Origin of the sequence: Tessaracoccus sp. (assembly GCF_016714275.1) — a bacterium.
Classification (GTDB): domain Bacteria; phylum Actinomycetota; class Actinomycetes; order Propionibacteriales; family Propionibacteriaceae; genus Arachnia.
The window spans coordinates 1,485,043-1,499,779 of record NZ_JADJNP010000001.1; the positions used below are offsets into that span (position 1 = coordinate 1,485,043).

The following is a 14,737-nucleotide window of genomic DNA, read 5'->3' on the forward strand; positions in this document are numbered from 1 at the left end:
TAGGCGACAGCCTACGCCTATCGGCCGCGGCTCACGGAGGACAAGATCAGAGGTTGTAGCCGATGGCGCGCAGCTGCTCGCGGCCGTCCTCGCTGATCATCTCCAGCGTCCACGGCGGGAGCCAGACCCAGTTGATGGTCACGGAGTTCACCAGGCCGTCGAGGACATACTTGGTGTCGTACTCGATCTTGTCGGTGAGCGGGCAGGTAGGCGACGTCAGCGTCATGTCGATCGTGGCGTTGGCCTGATCGTCGAGCTGCACGCCGTAGACGAGGCCGAGATCGACGACGTTGACCATCAACTCGGGATCGACGACGTCCTTCATCGCCTCGAGGACCTCGTCCTCCGTGGGCGCGGCCGACGGCGCAGGATCGCTCAGGTCGACATCGGGCAGCTGATCCTTGACCAGGTCACTGGGTCGCTGTTCAGGGTTGTACATCGCTTCTCCTTGGCTTGTTGGTTCAGTCTATTGGTTTCGACGCGGGCACTCGGCTAGCGCCTCGTTAGCCCCGCTCAACCAGCGGAAGAGGTCGCGCGGAGCGTCGCGTCGCGGACGGCTGACCAGGCAAGGAGGGCGCACTTGACACGGGCGGGGAACTTGGAGACGCCGGCGAAGGCGATGGCGTCCTCGAACACATCCTCGTCGGGTTCGATCCGGCCCTGGGACTGCATCATCTCGAGGAACTGGTCATGCAACTCCAGGGCGTGAGCGGTGGATCCGCCGATCAGGAGATCGGTCATCACCGACGTCGAGGCCTGCGAGATCGAGCAGCCCTCTCCCGCGTAGGAGATGTCGGCGATGGTGTCGCCGTCGAGGTGGACGCGGAGCGTGAGCTCGTCGCCGCAGGACGGGTTCACGTGGTGTACCTCGGCGTCGTAGCCGTCGCGCAGCCCGCTGTGGTGCTTCTCGCGGTAGTGGTCGAGGATGATCGTCTGGTACAGCTCGTCGATGTTCACGTGGCTAGCCTCCGAACCTGGGTGCGAAGTAGTCGCGGGTGAAGACCAAGGCGTCGGCGAGCGCGTCGATCTCCCCCTGCGTGGTGTAGAGGTAGGACGACGCGCGGGTCGAGCTCTGGTGACCCAGGCGCTTGTGCAGCGGCCGCGCGCAGTGGTGACCGCCGCGGATGGCGACGCCGCGGGAGTCGAGGACCTGCATCACGTCGTGCGGGTGCACGCCGGCGATGTTGAACGAGATGGCGCTGCCGCGCTCGACCGCCTCCGTCGGGCCGAGGATGACCACGCCGTCGATGCTGGTCAGCTTGTCCAGCGCGTAGGCGGTCAACTCATGCTCATGCTGGGCGATGGCGTCCATCCCCAGGTCCGTGAGGTAGTCGACGGCGGCGCCGAGGCCGACGGCCTGGGCGATCGGCGGAGTGCCCGCCTCGAACCGGTGCGGGGGCGCCGCGTAGGTCGAGCGCTCCATCTCGACGATCTCGATCATCTCGCCGCCGCCCTGGTACGGCGGCAGCTCCGCCAACAGGTCGTAGCGCCCCCAGAGGACTCCGATGCCGGTGGGCCCGACCATCTTGTGCCCGGTGAACGCGACGAGGTCCGCGCCCAACGCCGACACATCGGTGGCCTGGTGCGGAACGGCCTGTGACGCGTCGACGACCATCACCGCACCGACGGCGTGAGCCTGCGCGGCGATCTGCGCGACGGGGTTACGGGTGCCGAGCACGTTGCTGACCCAGGTCAGCGAGACGACCTTCGTACGCTCGTTGATGAGGCGGTCGCGCTCGGCCTTCTCGAGGTCGAGGCGGCCGTCGTCGGTGGTGTCGAACCAACGCAGGGTGGCCCCCGAACGCTGGCAGGCGAGCTGCCACGGGACGATGTTCGAGTGGTGCTCCATCACGGAGATGACCACCTCGTCGCCCGGCCTCAGCGACGCCCCCAACGACGAAGCGGCGAGGTTCAGCGCCTCGGACGCGTTCTTCGTGAAAACGATCTCCTCGGACGTCGCCGCGCCGACGAAACCCGCCACCTTCGCTCGGCCGCCCTCGAACGCCTCGGTCGCCTCCGCACCCAGCAGGTGCATGGCTCGCGCGACATTCGCGTTGTGCGTCAGGTATTGCGCGGCGATCGCGTCGACGACCTGACGCGGCTTCTGCGACGTGTTGGCAGAGTCGAGGTACACGAGCGGGCGCCCCCCCACCCTGCGCTGCAGGATCGGGAAGTCCTCCCGGATCAGTTCAACGTCGTACACGTTGTCTCCTCTTCTCTCCTGAGAACTCGAGGCCATCAAGACGATCGTCACCTTCCAGGCCGCATGCCATCCCTGTGCCGAGAGCCTGGCCGCGGATACCCCTCAGACGGTCGATGGGCCCGCGAGCAGGTGGGTGGGCGTCGTGTCGGTGACCCCTGCACCAGCGCAAAGCCGGGACGAAGGTCACCGACACGTGGGCGGGAGCGGGCCCATCGACCGTCACGCAAGACGGGAACCACAGCCCCCACTTCGGCATCAGGCGTTCGCAGCGGCCTGAACGTACGAGACGTAACCCTCGGCCTCGAGCTTCTCCGCGAGTTCCTTGCCTCCCTCGTCGACGATGCGGCCGTCGACGAACACGTGCACGAAGGTGGGCTCGATGTAGCGCAGGATGCGGGTGTAGTGCGTAATCAGCACGACGGCGCGGTCGCCCTGGGCGGCGTAGCGGTTGACGCCCTCGGAAACGACGCGGAGGGCGTCGATGTCGAGGCCGGAGTCGGTCTCGTCGAGGATCGCGGCCTTGGGGTTCAGCAGCTCGAGCTGCGCGATCTCGTGGCGCTTCTTCTCACCACCGGAGAAGCCTTCGTTCACGGAGCGGGCCGCGAAGGACTTGTCGAGGTGCATGTCGCCGAGCGCCTTCTCGACGTCCTTGACCCAGGTGCGGACCTTGGGTGCGACGCCGTCGAGCGCGGTCTTTGCGGTGCGGAGGAAGTTGGCGACGGAGACGCCGGGGACCTCGACGGGATACTGCATGGCGAGGAAAAGGCCGACGCGGGCGCGCTCATCGACGGAGAGCTCGGTGAGCTCAACGCCGTCGAGGGTGACGGATCCGCTGGTGATCTCGTACTTGGGGTGGCCGGCGATGGCGTAGGCCAGGGTGGACTTGCCGGAGCCGTTGGGGCCCATGATGGCGTGGATCTCACCGGGCTTCACGGTGAGGTTGACGCCCTTGAGGATGGGCTTGGGGCCCTCCTCGGTGAGGACATCGACGTGCAGGTCGGAGATGACGAGCGTGGACATGACTGGGGTTACTCCTAGAAGTCGGTGGGAAGCGGGTTGTCTGGGTCGACCTGGACGTCGTCGCCGTCGATGCGGACGGGAAAAACGCGCACAGGCTGGGTGGCGGGCAGGTTCATCGCCCGCCCGGTGCGGAGGTCGAAGGTCGACCCGTGCAGGTAGCACTCGATGGTGCAGTCAACGACGTCGCCCTCGCTGAGCGGGACCTTCGCGTGACTGCACTCGTCCTCGATGGCGAACAGTTCGCCCTTGTGCCGGACGAGGGCCACCACGAGCTCGTCGTCATCCTCCCTGCCCATGCCCGTGGGGGGCACATCGCAGGCGAGAGGGACGTCGTCGTTCAGCTCGTCGATGGTGGCGACGGTGACGAAGGTCACGCCTCGACCGCCGTCAGGGTGGATCCGTGCACCAGCTCCAGCTCGCGCTCGACGTGAGCCATGAGCTTCTGCTCGATCTCATCGACGCCGATGCGGCGGATGATGTCGTTGAAGAAGCCGTGCACGATGAGGCGGCGCGCCTCCCGCTCCTCGATGCCGCGGCTCATCAGGTAGAAGAGCTGGTTGTCGTCGAAGCGGCCCGTGCTGGAGGCGTGCCCGGCGCCGGCGATGTCGCCGGTCTCGATCTCGAGGTTGGGCACCGAGTCGGCCTGGCAGCCCTCGGAAAGGAGGAGGTTCTTGTTCGACTCGTAGGTCTCGATGCCGAGGGCGACATGGCGGATGAGCACGTCACCGATCCACACGGAGTGCGCGCCCTTGCCCTGCAGCGCGCCGCGGTAGTCCACGTTGCTCTTGGTGTGCGGGGCATTGTGGTCGACGAACAGACGGTGCTGCACGTGGTGGCCGCCGTCGACGAAGTACAAGCCGAACTGCTCGAGCTCGCCGCCGGGGCCGGTGTACTTGGCGCGCTCCGCGATGCGGACGGCCTTGCCGCCCAGCGAGGCGTGGACGGTGCGGACCTTGGCGTCGCGGCCGATCTCGAGCGAGACCTGCGCGCCGTGGACGGCCGCCCCGTCCCAGTCGTTGACATAGACGAGGTTGATCTCGGCGCCGTCGGCGACGCGGAAGTCGTACTTGGCGGCGTACTCGGCATTGCCTTGGAACTGCAGCACAACGGTGGCGCGGCTGTGGCGGCCGAAGTCGGCCACGAACGTCTCGGCGGCCTGGCCACCGTTGCCGGTCGCAGTGAAGACGATCGCCTCGCCGATCTCGGCCTCGGCCGGCACCTTGAGGTAGGCGGCCTGGCCGGTGCGCTGCGCGGCGATCGCCGCCACACGGTCGACCGGCGGCTCGATGGCGAGCAGTCGGGCCTCCGTAGGCGAGATCATGGTCATCTCGACGCCGTCGGGGATCTCGCCGGCCCAGTCGAGACCGGGGAGCGGCTCGCCTTCGACCAGCAGGTTCTTGAAGGCCTTGAGCGGCGTGAACCGCCAGATCTCCTCACGGCCGGTGGGCTTGGGATGCTTCGCCAAGTCGTAGCTTGGCTCCGGGTGCAGGTGGGACTCGATGGTCTCGATGGCGCCGGCGACGTTGGGCACGGTTGCGGTAGACAATGAAAACTCTTTCAGGAAATCGAAGGGACCGGGCGGGTGGCGTCAGCCGACCGCGCCTTCCATCTGCAGCTCGATCAGGCGGTTCAGCTCGAGGGCATACTCCATCGGCAGCTCGCGCGCGATGGGCTCGACGAAGCCGCGCACGATCATCGCCATCGCCTCGTCCTCCTCCATGCCGCGGGACATCAGGTAGAAGAGCTGGTCGTCGGAGACCTTCGAGACGGTCGCCTCGTGGGCCATCGACACGTCCTCCTCACGGACGTCGACATAGGGGTAGGTGTCGGAGCGCGACACGTTGTCGACGAGTAGGGCGTCGCACTTCACCGACGACGCCGAGTGCGTCGCGCCGGGCTCGACCTGGACGAGGCCGCGGTAGGACGCGCGGCCGCCGGAGCGGGCGACGGACTTCGAGATGATCGAGCTGGACGTGTTGGGCGCGCAGTGGACCATCTTGGAGCCGGTGTCCTGGTGCTGTCCCTCGCCCGCGAACGCGATCGAGAGCGTCTCGCCGCGCGCGTGCTCGCCCATCAGGTAGACGGCCGGGTACTTCATGGTGACCTTGGAGCCGATGTTGCCGTCGATCCACTCCATCGTCGCGCCCTCCTCGCAGACGGCGCGCTTGGTGACGAGGTTGTAGACGTTGTTCGACCAGTTCTGGATGGTCGTGTAGCGGCAGCGGGCGCCCTTCTTGACGATGATCTCGACGACGGCGGAGTGCAGCGAGTCCGACTTGTAGATCGGCGCGGTGCAGCCCTCGACGTAGTGCACGTAGGCGCCCTCATCGACGATGATCAGCGTGCGCTCGAACTGGCCCATGTTCTCCGTGTTGATGCGGAAGTAGGCCTGCAGCGGGATGGTGACGTGCACGCCCTTGGGGACGTAGATGAACGAGCCGCCGGACCACACGGCCGTGTTCAGCGACGCGAACTTGTTGTCGCCGACCGGGATGACGGTGCCGAAGTGCTCCTTGAAGATCTCCGGGTGCTCCTTGAGCGCCGTGTCGGTGTCGAGGAAGATGACGCCCTGGCGCTCGAGCTCCTCGTTGATCTTGTGGTAGACGACCTCGGACTCGTACTGCGCGGCGACGCCGGCGACGAGACGGGCCTTCTCTGCCTCCGGGATGCCGAGGCGATCGTAGGTGTTCTTGATGTCCTCCGGGAGGTCCTCCCAGGTCTGGGCCTGCTTCTCGGTGGAGCGCACGAAGTACTTGATGTTGTCGAAGTCGATGTCACTGAGATCGGCGCCCCATCTGGGCATGGGCTTCTTGTCGAACAGACGCAGGGCCTTCAGGCGCAGCTCGCGCATCCACGCGGGCTCGCTCTTCATATCCGAGATATTGGTGACGACGGCCTCGTTCAGGCCGCGCTTCGCGGCGGCACCCGCCACATCGGCGTCGTGCCAGCCCCACTGGTAGCTGGAGAGCGCCTCAATATGCTCGTCCTGCGTGGCTCCCAATCCGGGTGCCTGCGGTGCAGTCTGGGTCATTATCTTCTTCCCCGTTACTTTCTCTTCGGAATATTCGGCGTAGGCAGGGGCTTAGGGATGTGCGTCGTGCACACACCGTCGCCGTGGGCGATGGTCGCGAGCCGCTGGACGTGGGTGCCAAGCAAGCTCGCGAAGAGTTGAGTCTCAATCTCGCAGAGCACCGGGAACTCGGCGGCGACATGCGCGACCGGGCAGTGGTGCTGTAGAAGCTGGTCGCCGGAGTGGACCGGGCGCACCGACGGCGCGTAACCGTCGACGGCGAGGGCCTCGACGAGCGCCTCGATGGCGCGGCCGTCCGGGTTCTCCTCGCGGTACTCGCGGAACCGGCGCTCGACCTCGTCCAGGCGCTCGCGGGAGAGCTCACGGACCGCGTTCGGGCCAGCGACGGCCGTGAGCCTGCGGAGCGCGGCGATGGCAAGGTCGTCGTAGGCCTGCCGGAACTCGGCGCGGCCGACGTCCGTCAGGACGAAGACCTTCGAGGGCCGGCCGCGGCCGCGGGCGCCGTAGACGCGCTCGGCGCGCGAGTCGAGCACGCCCTCGTCCAGCAACACCGTCAGGTGCCTGCGGACGGCGGCCGGCGTCAGGTCGAGCTTGTCGGCGAGTTGCTTGGCGGTCTGCGGGCCGTCACCGAGGATCAGCTGAACGACGCGCTGGCGGGTCGGCACCTCGTGCTCGATGTCAGTCGTGGCTGTCATACACAACTCCTCGCTCACGCTCGACGCCAGTAAGAAGCGCCCAATAATGTCAGGCCAGTCTTTCTAATTGTGCTCCCCATTTCAAGGAAGGCCGCCCTAAGTCCAAGCCCCGCGTGAGATGAGGGTCCGCGGAGCCGTTAGGCTGGCCGGGTGTCTGCGATCGACGCCCGCGACCTGCGGCTCAGCTTCGGCCCTGTTACGGCCCTCGACGGGCTCTCGTTGACCGCCGAGACCGGCCGCGTGACAGCGTTACTTGGCCCCAACGGTGCAGGCAAGACCACCTTCATCCGCTGCTGCACCGGGCTCGCTACCCCCTCTGCCGGCACCCTCACCTTGTTCGGCGAGCTCCCGGGTTCGCCCGCGGTGCTGGCGAGGATCGGCCTGATGCCCCAGGCGACCGGTGCGTGGGCCGGCATCAAGGCCGGAGAGTTGCTGCGCTACCTCTCCCGGTTGTACGCCGCCCCGCAGCCGGTGGGCGCCCTCATGGCGCTGCTCGGGATCGACGCGTTCGCCCGCACCCCTTACCGTCGCCTCTCTGGAGGACAACAACAGGCCGTCAACCTGGCCGGGGCGCTCGTCGGAAGGCCCGACCTCCTCTTCCTCGACGAGCCCACCGCCGGCCTCGACCCGCGCGCACGCCGTCGGACCTGGGATGTGGTGCGGGCCGTCCGCGACGCCGGCGCCGCCGTCCTGCTGACCACCCACGATATGGCGGAGGCCGCCGAACTCGCCGATCACGTACACATCATCGACGCCGGGCGGGTCACGGCCACCGGAACCGTCGGCGAGCTGGCGAGCGACGGCTCTCTCGAGGACGCCTACCTCCGCCACACCACCGGAGACCGCCCGTGACACTCGACTTCTCGCCCCGCCCTGCCGCGGCCCCCGCCCCTGCTCGGGTGTGGGCGCACGCGCGCACCGAGGCCGGCCTGATCCTCCGCAACGGGGAGCAGGCCATTCTCGCGATCGTGATCCCGCTGGCCGTCCTGCTGGGCGGGGCGTTCCTCGGCGATCGCCTGGGACTCGGGCTGCCGACGACGGCGCCCTCGGTGCTCGCCCTCGTCATGTGGAGTTCGTGCCTGACGACCTTGGCCATCGCTACGGGCTTCGAGCGGCGCTACAACGTGCTCGAGCGCCTGGCGGCGACGCCGCTCGGCCGGCCCGGGATCCTCGCGGGCAAGGCGCTGGCCATTGCGATGATCACCGTCGGCCAGGTCGTCCTGCTGGGGCTGGCCGCTCTTGCGCTCGGATGGCATCCCTCGTTCACCGTCGCCTCCTTCGCGGTCGCCGTCCCGACGGCACTGCTCTGCATGGGCGCGTTCGCGGGCCTTGGTCTTGCGATCTCCGGCTCCCTGCGCCCTGAGGCGACCCTCGCCGTCGCGAACCTGCTCTACCTGGTGGGGATGCCGCTCGGGATCCTGCTTCCCACGAGCCGCCTCCCGGACGGGGTCGCGCGGATCGTCCAGGTGCTGCCGACAGGCGCGCTGGGCGAGGCCCTGCGCGCGGCCTCCGTCGGCGACGCGCTGCTGTGGCCCCTCCTCGTCGCCGCGCTGTGGTGCGCGGCCCTGCTCGCCCTCGCGTGGAAGGTGTTCACATGGACCTCCTGACAAGGCTGGTCAGCTCCCTGGGGAGGCTGCTCGCTCCCCTGCGCAGGCTCGTCGCCGGCGAGCGCGCGCTCCGAACCTGGCTGTGGGCCTCGCTGATCTGCAACATGGGCATCGTCGTGACGGGTGCCGTCGTGCGGCTCACCGCGTCGGGCCTCGGCTGTGACACGTGGCCCAAATGCAGCGAGACGAGCTATGTCCCGCACGGCGAGGCGGGCATCCACGGCATCATCGAGTTCGGCAACCGCACCCTCACCTTCGTGCTCATCGCGGCCGCGCTCGGCGCGTTTTTCGCGGCCTGGAGCAACCGGGGGCGCGGCGCGAAACTGTGGTGGATCACGCTGGGGGTTGGCCTCGGCATCCCGTTCCAGGGCGTGATCGGCGGGTTCACCGTCTGGTCAGACCTCAACCCCTACGTCGTCGCACTGCACCTCCTGCTTTCCGTTGCCCTGATCGTCATCTGCGTGTGGGCACTGCGAGTGGGCTACCGCGCCCCCGTCGTCGCCGTCGCGCCCGGGGCGCGCTGGCTGGTCATCGCCACGTTCGCCGCCACGATGCTGTCGATCTGGGTGGGCACCGTCGTCACCGGCTCCGGTCCCCATGCCGGCGACGCGCGAGCCGTGCGCACCGGCCTTGAGATCGAGGTGGTGGCGCGGATGCACTCGTTGTCGGCCTGGCTGGTGACGGCCCTCACCGTCGCGTGCGTCTGGCTCTTCCACCGCATCGGCGCCCCGCGGGTGGCCCGGGCCGCCCGACTGTTGCTGCTCACCGTCCTTCTCCAGGGCGCGATCGGCTATCTCCAGTACTTCCTCGGCGTCCCTGCGGGCATCGTGTGGCTCCATATGGTTGGGTTGACCCTTGTGACCGCCGCGGCCGCGTGGCTGCTGGTCACCACGACGAGGAGGACCCATGTCGAACAACCCGGTACTGACGAAGCACCTGCCCTTTCAGCTGCCTGACTTCGCGGCAGCGACGCCCGCGGACTACCGCGCCGCGCTCGAGGACGGCATGGCCACCGAGCTCCAACTCCTGGCCGCGCTCCGGGAGGACGCCGCAGCCGCGACCGTGGAGTCGGTCCTCGGGGCGTTCGAGGACGCAGGGGCGGACCTTCTCCGCGCGATGAACGCGTTCTGGGCCGTGCAGGCCTCGGATGCGACAGCCGAGATCGACGCGATCGAGGAGGAGATGGCGCCGCGGCTCGCCGAGCACTCCGACGCGATCTACCTCGACAAGGGCCTCTTCGCCCGCTTCGAGGAGCTGCGCCGCCGCGCCGACGCCGGCGACGTCGCGTTGGATGAGCAGGACGCCTACGCGCTGGACGAGACGTTGCGCGCGTTCCGCCGCGCGGGCGTAGCCCTCGACGACGCAGACCAGGCGCGCCTGCGGGAGCTCAACCGTCGCCTCGCCGAACTCTCGAGCCTCTTCGAGCGCCTGAACCGCGAGGCCCGCAACGCCGGGGGTATCGACGTCGAGGAAGCCGACCTGGGCGGGCTGTCGGACGCGGAGCGCGATGCGCTGAAGTCCGACGACGGGTACCGGATCGAGCTGCTCAACACGACGCAGCAGCCGCTCGCGGCGAAGCTCACCGACGCGGGTGTGCGCCGTCGGCTGCTCGAGGCGTCGACGAAACGGGCACTGGCCGGCGACTTCGACACCCGCGCCACGCTGGTCGAGGCGGCCCGGGCTCGCGCCGAGCGCGCCGCCCTGCTGGGCTACGCGAACCATGCGGAGATCGTCGCCGAGGCGGGCTGCGCCAAGACCACCGACTCCATCTTCGAGATGCTGGTCCCGTTGGCGCAGGCTGCGCTGGCGAAGGCCCGCGAGGAGGCCGCGGAGCTGAGCGCGCGGTACGCCGAGCTGAACCCGGGGGCGGAGTTCACTGCCGCCGACTGGGCGTTCGTCGAGTCGATCGTGCGCCGGGAGCGCTTCGCGTTCGACGAGTCGGACCTTGCCGAGTGGTTGCAGGTCGACCGCGTGCTGGCTTCCGTCTACGCGGCGGCCGAGGAACTGTACGGCCTGACTTTCCACCTCCGCGAGGATCTCGTCGGCCACGCGCCGGACACACAGAGCTACGAGGTGCACGACGCCGACGGCGGGGTCGTCGGGCTGTTCGTGATGGATTTCTGGGCACGCCCGACGAAGCAGGGCGGCGCCTGGATGAGCAACCTCGTCGACCAATCGACGCGCGACGGCGCCCTCCCCGTCGTCACGAACAACTGCAACTACTCGCCCACGACAACGGCGATCACCTGGGACGAGGTCATCACCATGTTCCACGAGTTCGGCCACGCGCTGCACGGCCTGCTCGCGGACAGCCGCTATGCGTCGCGCTCCGGCGCGAACACGCCCCGCGACTTCGTCGAGTTCCCCAGCCAGGTCAACGAGCACTGGGCCTGGACGCCCGGCCGGGTGCTGCCCGCGGAGTGGGTCGAGCGATTGGTTGCGGCGAGCAAGTTCGGCCAGGGGTACGCGACGGCGGAGACGGAGATCTCGTCGCTGCTCGACCTCGTCTGGCACACCACGCCGCTGGACGAGCTGCCCGCATCTCCGGACGACGTCGAGGCGTTCGAGCGTGCCGCGCTGGAGCGCTTCGGCTTGGTCGAGCCGTTGGTCCCGCCGCGCTACCGGTCGCAGTACTTTGCGCACATCTGGGGCGGCGGCTACGCGTCGAGCTACTACGGCTACGCCTGGGCGAAAGTGATGGATGCCGACGCCGTCGCCTGGTTCGAGGAGCAGGACGGCTCCGTCCGCGACGCCGGCGAGCACTTCCGTCGCACGCTGCTCGCCCCCGGCGGCTCCGTCGACCCGATGGAGACCTACCGCCGCTTCCGCGGCCGCGACCCGCAGCTCCAGCCGCTGCTGGACCGCCTCGGCCTGAGCCTCTGATGGACATCAAGGACTCACTCGTCTCCTATCTGGCGAGTGTGCGGAGCGCGCTGATCGGCAAGGTCGAGGGGGTGAGCGAGCGGGACGCGCGGTCGCCGCGCACGGTGACCGGGACGAACCTGGCCGGGCTGCTCAAGCACTGCGCGATGATCGAGCACGGCTATCTGGTCGAGTGTCTCGGCCAGCCGTCGCCGCTCGAGCTGCCGAAGATCGATTTCGACGCGGATCCGAACGGTGACCTCTACCTCACCGCTGACGAGTCGCTCACCGAGGCCGTGGCGCGGTATCGCGCCGTCGCTGACGTGGTCGGGGCCACCGTCGCGCGGCTGCCGCTCGATACGCCGGCCACCGTGCCCTGGTGGGGCGAGCGCGGGGCGACCACGTTGGCGGTGCTCCTCCCCCACGTCCTGGCCGAGGTCGCCCGTCACGCGGGTCAGGCCGACATCGTTCGCGAGGGCATCGACGGCGTCGCGGGCATGCGCGCTGCGGGCGACAACCTGTGGGAGCCGGAGGACGGCTGGCCCGCCCACGTCGCTCGTCTCCGGGCCCTCGCCGACGGGAGTTAGTCTCCCGACACGTCCGCGACCGTTGCGCCGAGGGCCGCGACCACGTCGTCGGCCGCGACGGTGACACCCACGCCGTGCGCTCCGCCGCCCATGGAGATGGTCCGGCCGAGCATCGCGGTATCGGCGATCACCGGCCACGCAGTCGTCGCGCCGAACGGGGTGATGGTCCCGCGCTCGTAGCCGGTCACGGCCTTCGCCGTCGCGGCGTCGGGCATGGACAGCCGACTCACGCCCAGCAACGCCCGCAGCTTCGGCCAGGAGAATTCACGATCGCCCGGGACGAGCACGAACACGTAGTCGTCGTCGCCGCGGCGCACGACGATGGTCTTGACCAGGTCCCGCGGCTCGATCCCCCGCGCCGCCGCGGCCTCTTCGAGCGACCGCACCGGCCCGTGCCTTGTCACCTGGTACGCGACACCCAGCTCATCCAGCGCCGCCAACGCCCGCGTCTCCCCGCTCATGCACCGAGCCTATCGACGCGCCGCCCATTTTCCTGCGTGCCGCTGGATCCATAGTCCAGGTACTGCTAGATCCATAGACATGAGGCTGGGAACTCTGAAATGACCAAGTGGTGCGCGTTCGGGACCCCCGACTAACCGCAGCCATGCCGAAGGCCGCGGAAACCGACGTTTGCAGCCGCGCTGGAGGTCGCGCGGCGCCACCTGCCGCGCGACCTCTTGACGCCCCGACTCCGTCAGAGGGTCCGGGCGAAGGGGTCCCGGTCCTCGGGGACCAGCGGGATGTCGCCGACGGTGCTGGCGATGTCCAGGAACGAGGCGCCGGCGACCGAGGCCTCCAAGCTGGTCAGCACCTCAAGGACGTGGTAGGCCAGCTCGCCGGTCGCGATGTGCGGCACGTCGTCGCGGATCGCCCGCGCCATGTCGAGGACGCCGAGGCCGCGGCCCGCCTCGACGCCGACCGGGGCCAGCGTCTCCCACTTCTGCGGCGAGACGTCGAGGGGCTCCCCGGAGTCGACCGGCGCGCGCGTGAGGCGGACCTCACCGCCGAAGGTGTTGGGGTCCGGGATGGAGAGCGTGCCCTCCGTGCCGGAGATCTCGACGACGCCTGTGCGGGTGAGGTGCGAGTCGAAGCTGAAGATGCTCTGCCCCGTCACGCCCTGCTCGAACTGGTAAATGGCGTTGACCATCGTCGGCACCTCGACGGGGAACTCGAAGCCCGCGCGCTTGCCCACCAGGATCGTGCGGCGGTCGCGGCCCTTCCCACCGACGGCGGCGACCCGCGCCACCGGCCCAAGCATGTTGACCAGCGCCGTCACGTAGTACGGTCCCATGTCGATCAGAGGACCGGCTCCTCTGGCGAACAGGAACTCCGGGTCCGGGTGGAAGGTGTCAGGGCCGATGTAGGCCATCGACGTCTGCGCGGCCAGCGGCACCCCGATGTCGCCGCGCGCGATCGCCCGCCGCGCCGTCTGCAAGCCAGGGCCGAGCACCGTGTCCGGCGCGACTCCGAATCGGACGCCCGCCGCGACGGCCGCATCGAGGAGCGCACGCGCCTCGACGAGATCGACGCCAATGGGCTTCTCGCTCCAGACGTGCTTGCCAGCCGCGATTGCGGCGCGGCTCACCTCATAGTGCGCAGCGGGGACCGTCAGGTTCACCACGAGCTCGACATCGGGGTGCGCGAGGACGTCCTCGGGCGATCCCGCGACGTCGATGCCGTGCTTCGCGGCCTGGCTCACGGCGCGGGCCTCGTTGAGGTCGCCCACCGCCACGACGTTGATGTCCGGGAACGACGTCAGGTTGGCCAGGTACGTGTCGGAGATCATTCCGGCGCCGATGAAGCCGACGCCCAGCGGCCCGCTCATCAGCGCACGCCCAGCGCGCGCAGGGCGGCCGCGCTGTCGGCGACGGCGCGGAAGAGGTCGCCGTCGTAATAGTCGAACTCGACGACGGCGTACTCGGTCTGCGGCGCGGCGGCGAGGATCGCGGCCATGTCGAGGTCACCCGCGCCCGCCGGGCGCTGGTCGAGCACGACGCCCTCGGCGCCGGGGAGGTGCGGGTCGGCGCCGATGACGCCGTCCTTCGCGTGCAGCAGCCGGACCCGGTCGCCGAGCCGTTCCAGCAGCGCGACGGGGTCGTGGCGCCCGATCGCCGCCCAGAACACGTCGATCTCGAGCACGACGCGCGGGTCGAGCAGCGCCACGAAGGCCTCCAGGCCGGAGACGCCGTCGAAGCTGTGATGGAACTCGTGCGAGTGGTTGTGGTAGCCCAGGCGGATGCCGCGCTCAGCGGCGAGGTCGACGTAGCCGTTGAGGCGCTCCGCGGTGCGGGCGATGTCGTCGGTCTGCGTCCAGAAGGGGCCGGCGACGAAGGGGTCGATCAGTATCTCGACGCCGAGCGTGGCCGCCTCGTCGAGGACGTGCTCGATCGGCGGCAGCTCGATCTTCGCGGCGCCGGGCTCCAGCTGGTCGGACAGGAACGAGGCGTGGGCGCTCGGCGAGCGGAGGCCGACGGCGTCGAGAGACGCACGGAGCTCGGCGGCGCGGCCGACGAACCCGAAGGCCTCGACGTCGACGAAGCCGAGCTCGGCGAGGCGGGCGAGGGTTCCGTCCTGGTCGGCGGCGAGCGCGTCGCGGACGGTGTAGAGCTGAAGGGACAGGGCTGCGGATGTCATGGGTTCTCTCCAGTGAGACGAGCGGATCCGATGAACTCCGACCAACGGTCGAGGTTGACAGAGATCATACCCAGAAAACCCGACCGAGGGTAGGGTTA

The 14,737-nt window shown here is 69.0% G+C and carries 16 protein-coding genes; 5 read left to right on the plus strand and 11 right to left on the minus strand.

Annotation, left to right across the window (positions count from 1 at the left end; all coding sequences use genetic code 11):
• Positions 1–46: 46 nt before the first annotated feature.
• The 8 genes from IPJ61_RS06860 to IPJ61_RS06895 form a co-directional block, all read right to left on the minus strand.
• Positions 47–439, minus strand: a complete 393-nt coding sequence (locus IPJ61_RS06860) for a metal-sulfur cluster assembly factor (RefSeq protein WP_297104557.1) — start codon at positions 437–439, stop codon at positions 47–49.
• 74 nt (positions 440–513) lie between these two features.
• On the minus strand, positions 514–957 hold the full coding sequence (sufU, locus tag IPJ61_RS06865) for a Fe-S cluster assembly sulfur transfer protein SufU (protein WP_297104560.1): 444 nt from the start codon (positions 955–957) through the stop codon (positions 514–516).
• A 4-nt stretch (positions 958–961) separates the two neighbouring features.
• The gene (locus IPJ61_RS06870) at positions 962–2,239 is read right to left on the minus strand and encodes a cysteine desulfurase (protein WP_297104564.1); all 1,278 of its coding nucleotides are present in this window, start codon (positions 2,237–2,239) and stop codon (positions 962–964) included.
• 219 nt (positions 2,240–2,458) lie between these two features.
• Entirely contained in the window at positions 2,459–3,223 is a 765-nt protein-coding gene (gene sufC / locus IPJ61_RS06875) for a Fe-S cluster assembly ATPase SufC (RefSeq protein WP_297104567.1), read from the minus strand.
• Positions 3,224–3,237: 14 nt separating this feature from the next.
• Positions 3,238–3,519 carry a non-heme iron oxygenase ferredoxin subunit gene (locus tag IPJ61_RS06880; RefSeq protein ID WP_459251269.1) on the minus strand — a complete coding sequence of 94 codons (282 nt, stop codon included), beginning with the start codon at positions 3,517–3,519 and terminating at the stop codon, positions 3,238–3,240.
• Between the two features lie 74 nt (positions 3,520–3,593).
• On the minus strand, positions 3,594–4,769 hold the full coding sequence (gene sufD, locus IPJ61_RS06885; RefSeq protein ID WP_297104570.1) for a Fe-S cluster assembly protein SufD: 1,176 nt from the start codon (positions 4,767–4,769) through the stop codon (positions 3,594–3,596).
• 42 nt (positions 4,770–4,811) lie between these two features.
• On the minus strand, positions 4,812–6,254 hold the full coding sequence (gene sufB, locus IPJ61_RS06890; RefSeq protein ID WP_297104573.1) for a Fe-S cluster assembly protein SufB: 1,443 nt from the start codon (positions 6,252–6,254) through the stop codon (positions 4,812–4,814).
• Positions 6,255–6,268: 14 nt separating this feature from the next.
• Entirely contained in the window at positions 6,269–6,949 is a 681-nt protein-coding gene (locus tag IPJ61_RS06895) for a helix-turn-helix transcriptional regulator (RefSeq protein WP_297104576.1), read from the minus strand.
• A 150-nt stretch (positions 6,950–7,099) separates the two neighbouring features.
• On the opposite strand from IPJ61_RS06895, the gene IPJ61_RS06900 reads away from it, so the two are divergent.
• Genes IPJ61_RS06900 through IPJ61_RS06920 form a run of 5 tightly spaced genes read left to right on the plus strand, consistent with a single transcriptional unit; the run spans position 7,100 to position 12,005 of the window.
• Positions 7,100–7,801, plus strand: a complete 702-nt coding sequence (locus IPJ61_RS06900) for an ABC transporter ATP-binding protein (protein ID WP_459251254.1) — start codon at positions 7,100–7,102, stop codon at positions 7,799–7,801.
• Positions 7,798–8,556 (plus strand): ABC transporter permease, encoded by a 759-nt coding sequence (locus IPJ61_RS06905; protein ID WP_297104577.1) that lies wholly within the window; start codon positions 7,798–7,800, stop codon positions 8,554–8,556. The genes IPJ61_RS06900 and IPJ61_RS06905 overlap by 4 nt, the downstream gene beginning before the upstream one ends.
• Positions 8,544–9,512 (plus strand): COX15/CtaA family protein, encoded by a 969-nt coding sequence (locus IPJ61_RS06910; protein ID WP_297104581.1) that lies wholly within the window; start codon positions 8,544–8,546, stop codon positions 9,510–9,512. The genes IPJ61_RS06905 and IPJ61_RS06910 overlap by 13 nt, the downstream gene beginning before the upstream one ends.
• On the plus strand, positions 9,463–11,439 hold the full coding sequence (locus IPJ61_RS06915; protein ID WP_297104583.1) for a M3 family metallopeptidase: 1,977 nt from the start codon (positions 9,463–9,465) through the stop codon (positions 11,437–11,439). The genes IPJ61_RS06910 and IPJ61_RS06915 overlap by 50 nt, the downstream gene beginning before the upstream one ends.
• Positions 11,439–12,005: a DinB family protein gene (locus IPJ61_RS06920; protein ID WP_297104586.1), complete on the plus strand. Its 567-nt coding sequence runs from the start codon at positions 11,439–11,441 to the stop codon at positions 12,003–12,005. Before IPJ61_RS06915 ends, IPJ61_RS06920 begins: the two co-directional genes overlap by 1 nt.
• On the opposite strand, the gene IPJ61_RS06925 is transcribed toward IPJ61_RS06920, so the two are convergent.
• From IPJ61_RS06925 to IPJ61_RS06935, 3 genes are all read right to left on the minus strand, one after another.
• Positions 12,002–12,466 (minus strand): aminoacyl-tRNA deacylase, encoded by a 465-nt coding sequence (locus IPJ61_RS06925; RefSeq protein ID WP_297104589.1) that lies wholly within the window; start codon positions 12,464–12,466, stop codon positions 12,002–12,004. The genes IPJ61_RS06920 and IPJ61_RS06925 overlap by 4 nt on opposite strands.
• Positions 12,467–12,699: 233 nt before the next feature.
• The gene (locus tag IPJ61_RS06930; protein ID WP_297104592.1) at positions 12,700–13,830 is read right to left on the minus strand and encodes a Gfo/Idh/MocA family protein; all 1,131 of its coding nucleotides are present in this window, start codon (positions 13,828–13,830) and stop codon (positions 12,700–12,702) included.
• Positions 13,830–14,639: a sugar phosphate isomerase/epimerase family protein gene (locus IPJ61_RS06935; RefSeq protein ID WP_297104594.1), complete on the minus strand. Its 810-nt coding sequence runs from the start codon at positions 14,637–14,639 to the stop codon at positions 13,830–13,832. The genes IPJ61_RS06930 and IPJ61_RS06935 overlap by 1 nt, the downstream gene beginning before the upstream one ends.
• Positions 14,640–14,737 lie beyond the last annotated feature (98 nt).

Coding starts and splice junctions, on each gene's coding strand:
- IPJ61_RS06860 (WP_297104557.1), bottom strand. CDS start 439: ATGTACAACCCTGAACAGCGACCCAGTGACCTGGTCAAGGATCAGCTG.
- IPJ61_RS06870 (WP_297104564.1), bottom strand. CDS start 2,239: ATGGCCTCGAGTTCTCAGGAGAGAAGAGGAGACAACGTGTACGACGTT.
- sufC (WP_297104567.1), bottom strand. CDS start 3,223: ATGTCCACGCTCGTCATCTCCGACCTGCACGTCGATGTCCTCACCGAG.
- IPJ61_RS06880 (WP_459251269.1), bottom strand. CDS start 3,519: ATGGGCAGGGAGGATGACGACGAGCTCGTGGTGGCCCTCGTCCGGCAC.
- sufB (WP_297104573.1), bottom strand. CDS start 6,254: ATGACCCAGACTGCACCGCAGGCACCCGGATTGGGAGCCACGCAGGAC.
- IPJ61_RS06895 (WP_297104576.1), bottom strand. CDS start 6,949: ATGACAGCCACGACTGACATCGAGCACGAGGTGCCGACCCGCCAGCGC.
- IPJ61_RS06910 (WP_297104581.1), top strand. CDS start 8,544: ATGGACCTCCTGACAAGGCTGGTCAGCTCCCTGGGGAGGCTGCTCGCT.
- IPJ61_RS06915 (WP_297104583.1), top strand. CDS start 9,463: ATGTCGAACAACCCGGTACTGACGAAGCACCTGCCCTTTCAGCTGCCT.
- IPJ61_RS06920 (WP_297104586.1), top strand. CDS start 11,439: ATGGACATCAAGGACTCACTCGTCTCCTATCTGGCGAGTGTGCGGAGC.
- IPJ61_RS06925 (WP_297104589.1), bottom strand. CDS start 12,466: ATGAGCGGGGAGACGCGGGCGTTGGCGGCGCTGGATGAGCTGGGTGTC.
- IPJ61_RS06930 (WP_297104592.1), bottom strand. CDS start 13,830: ATGAGCGGGCCGCTGGGCGTCGGCTTCATCGGCGCCGGAATGATCTCC.
- IPJ61_RS06935 (WP_297104594.1), bottom strand. CDS start 14,639: ATGACATCCGCAGCCCTGTCCCTTCAGCTCTACACCGTCCGCGACGCG.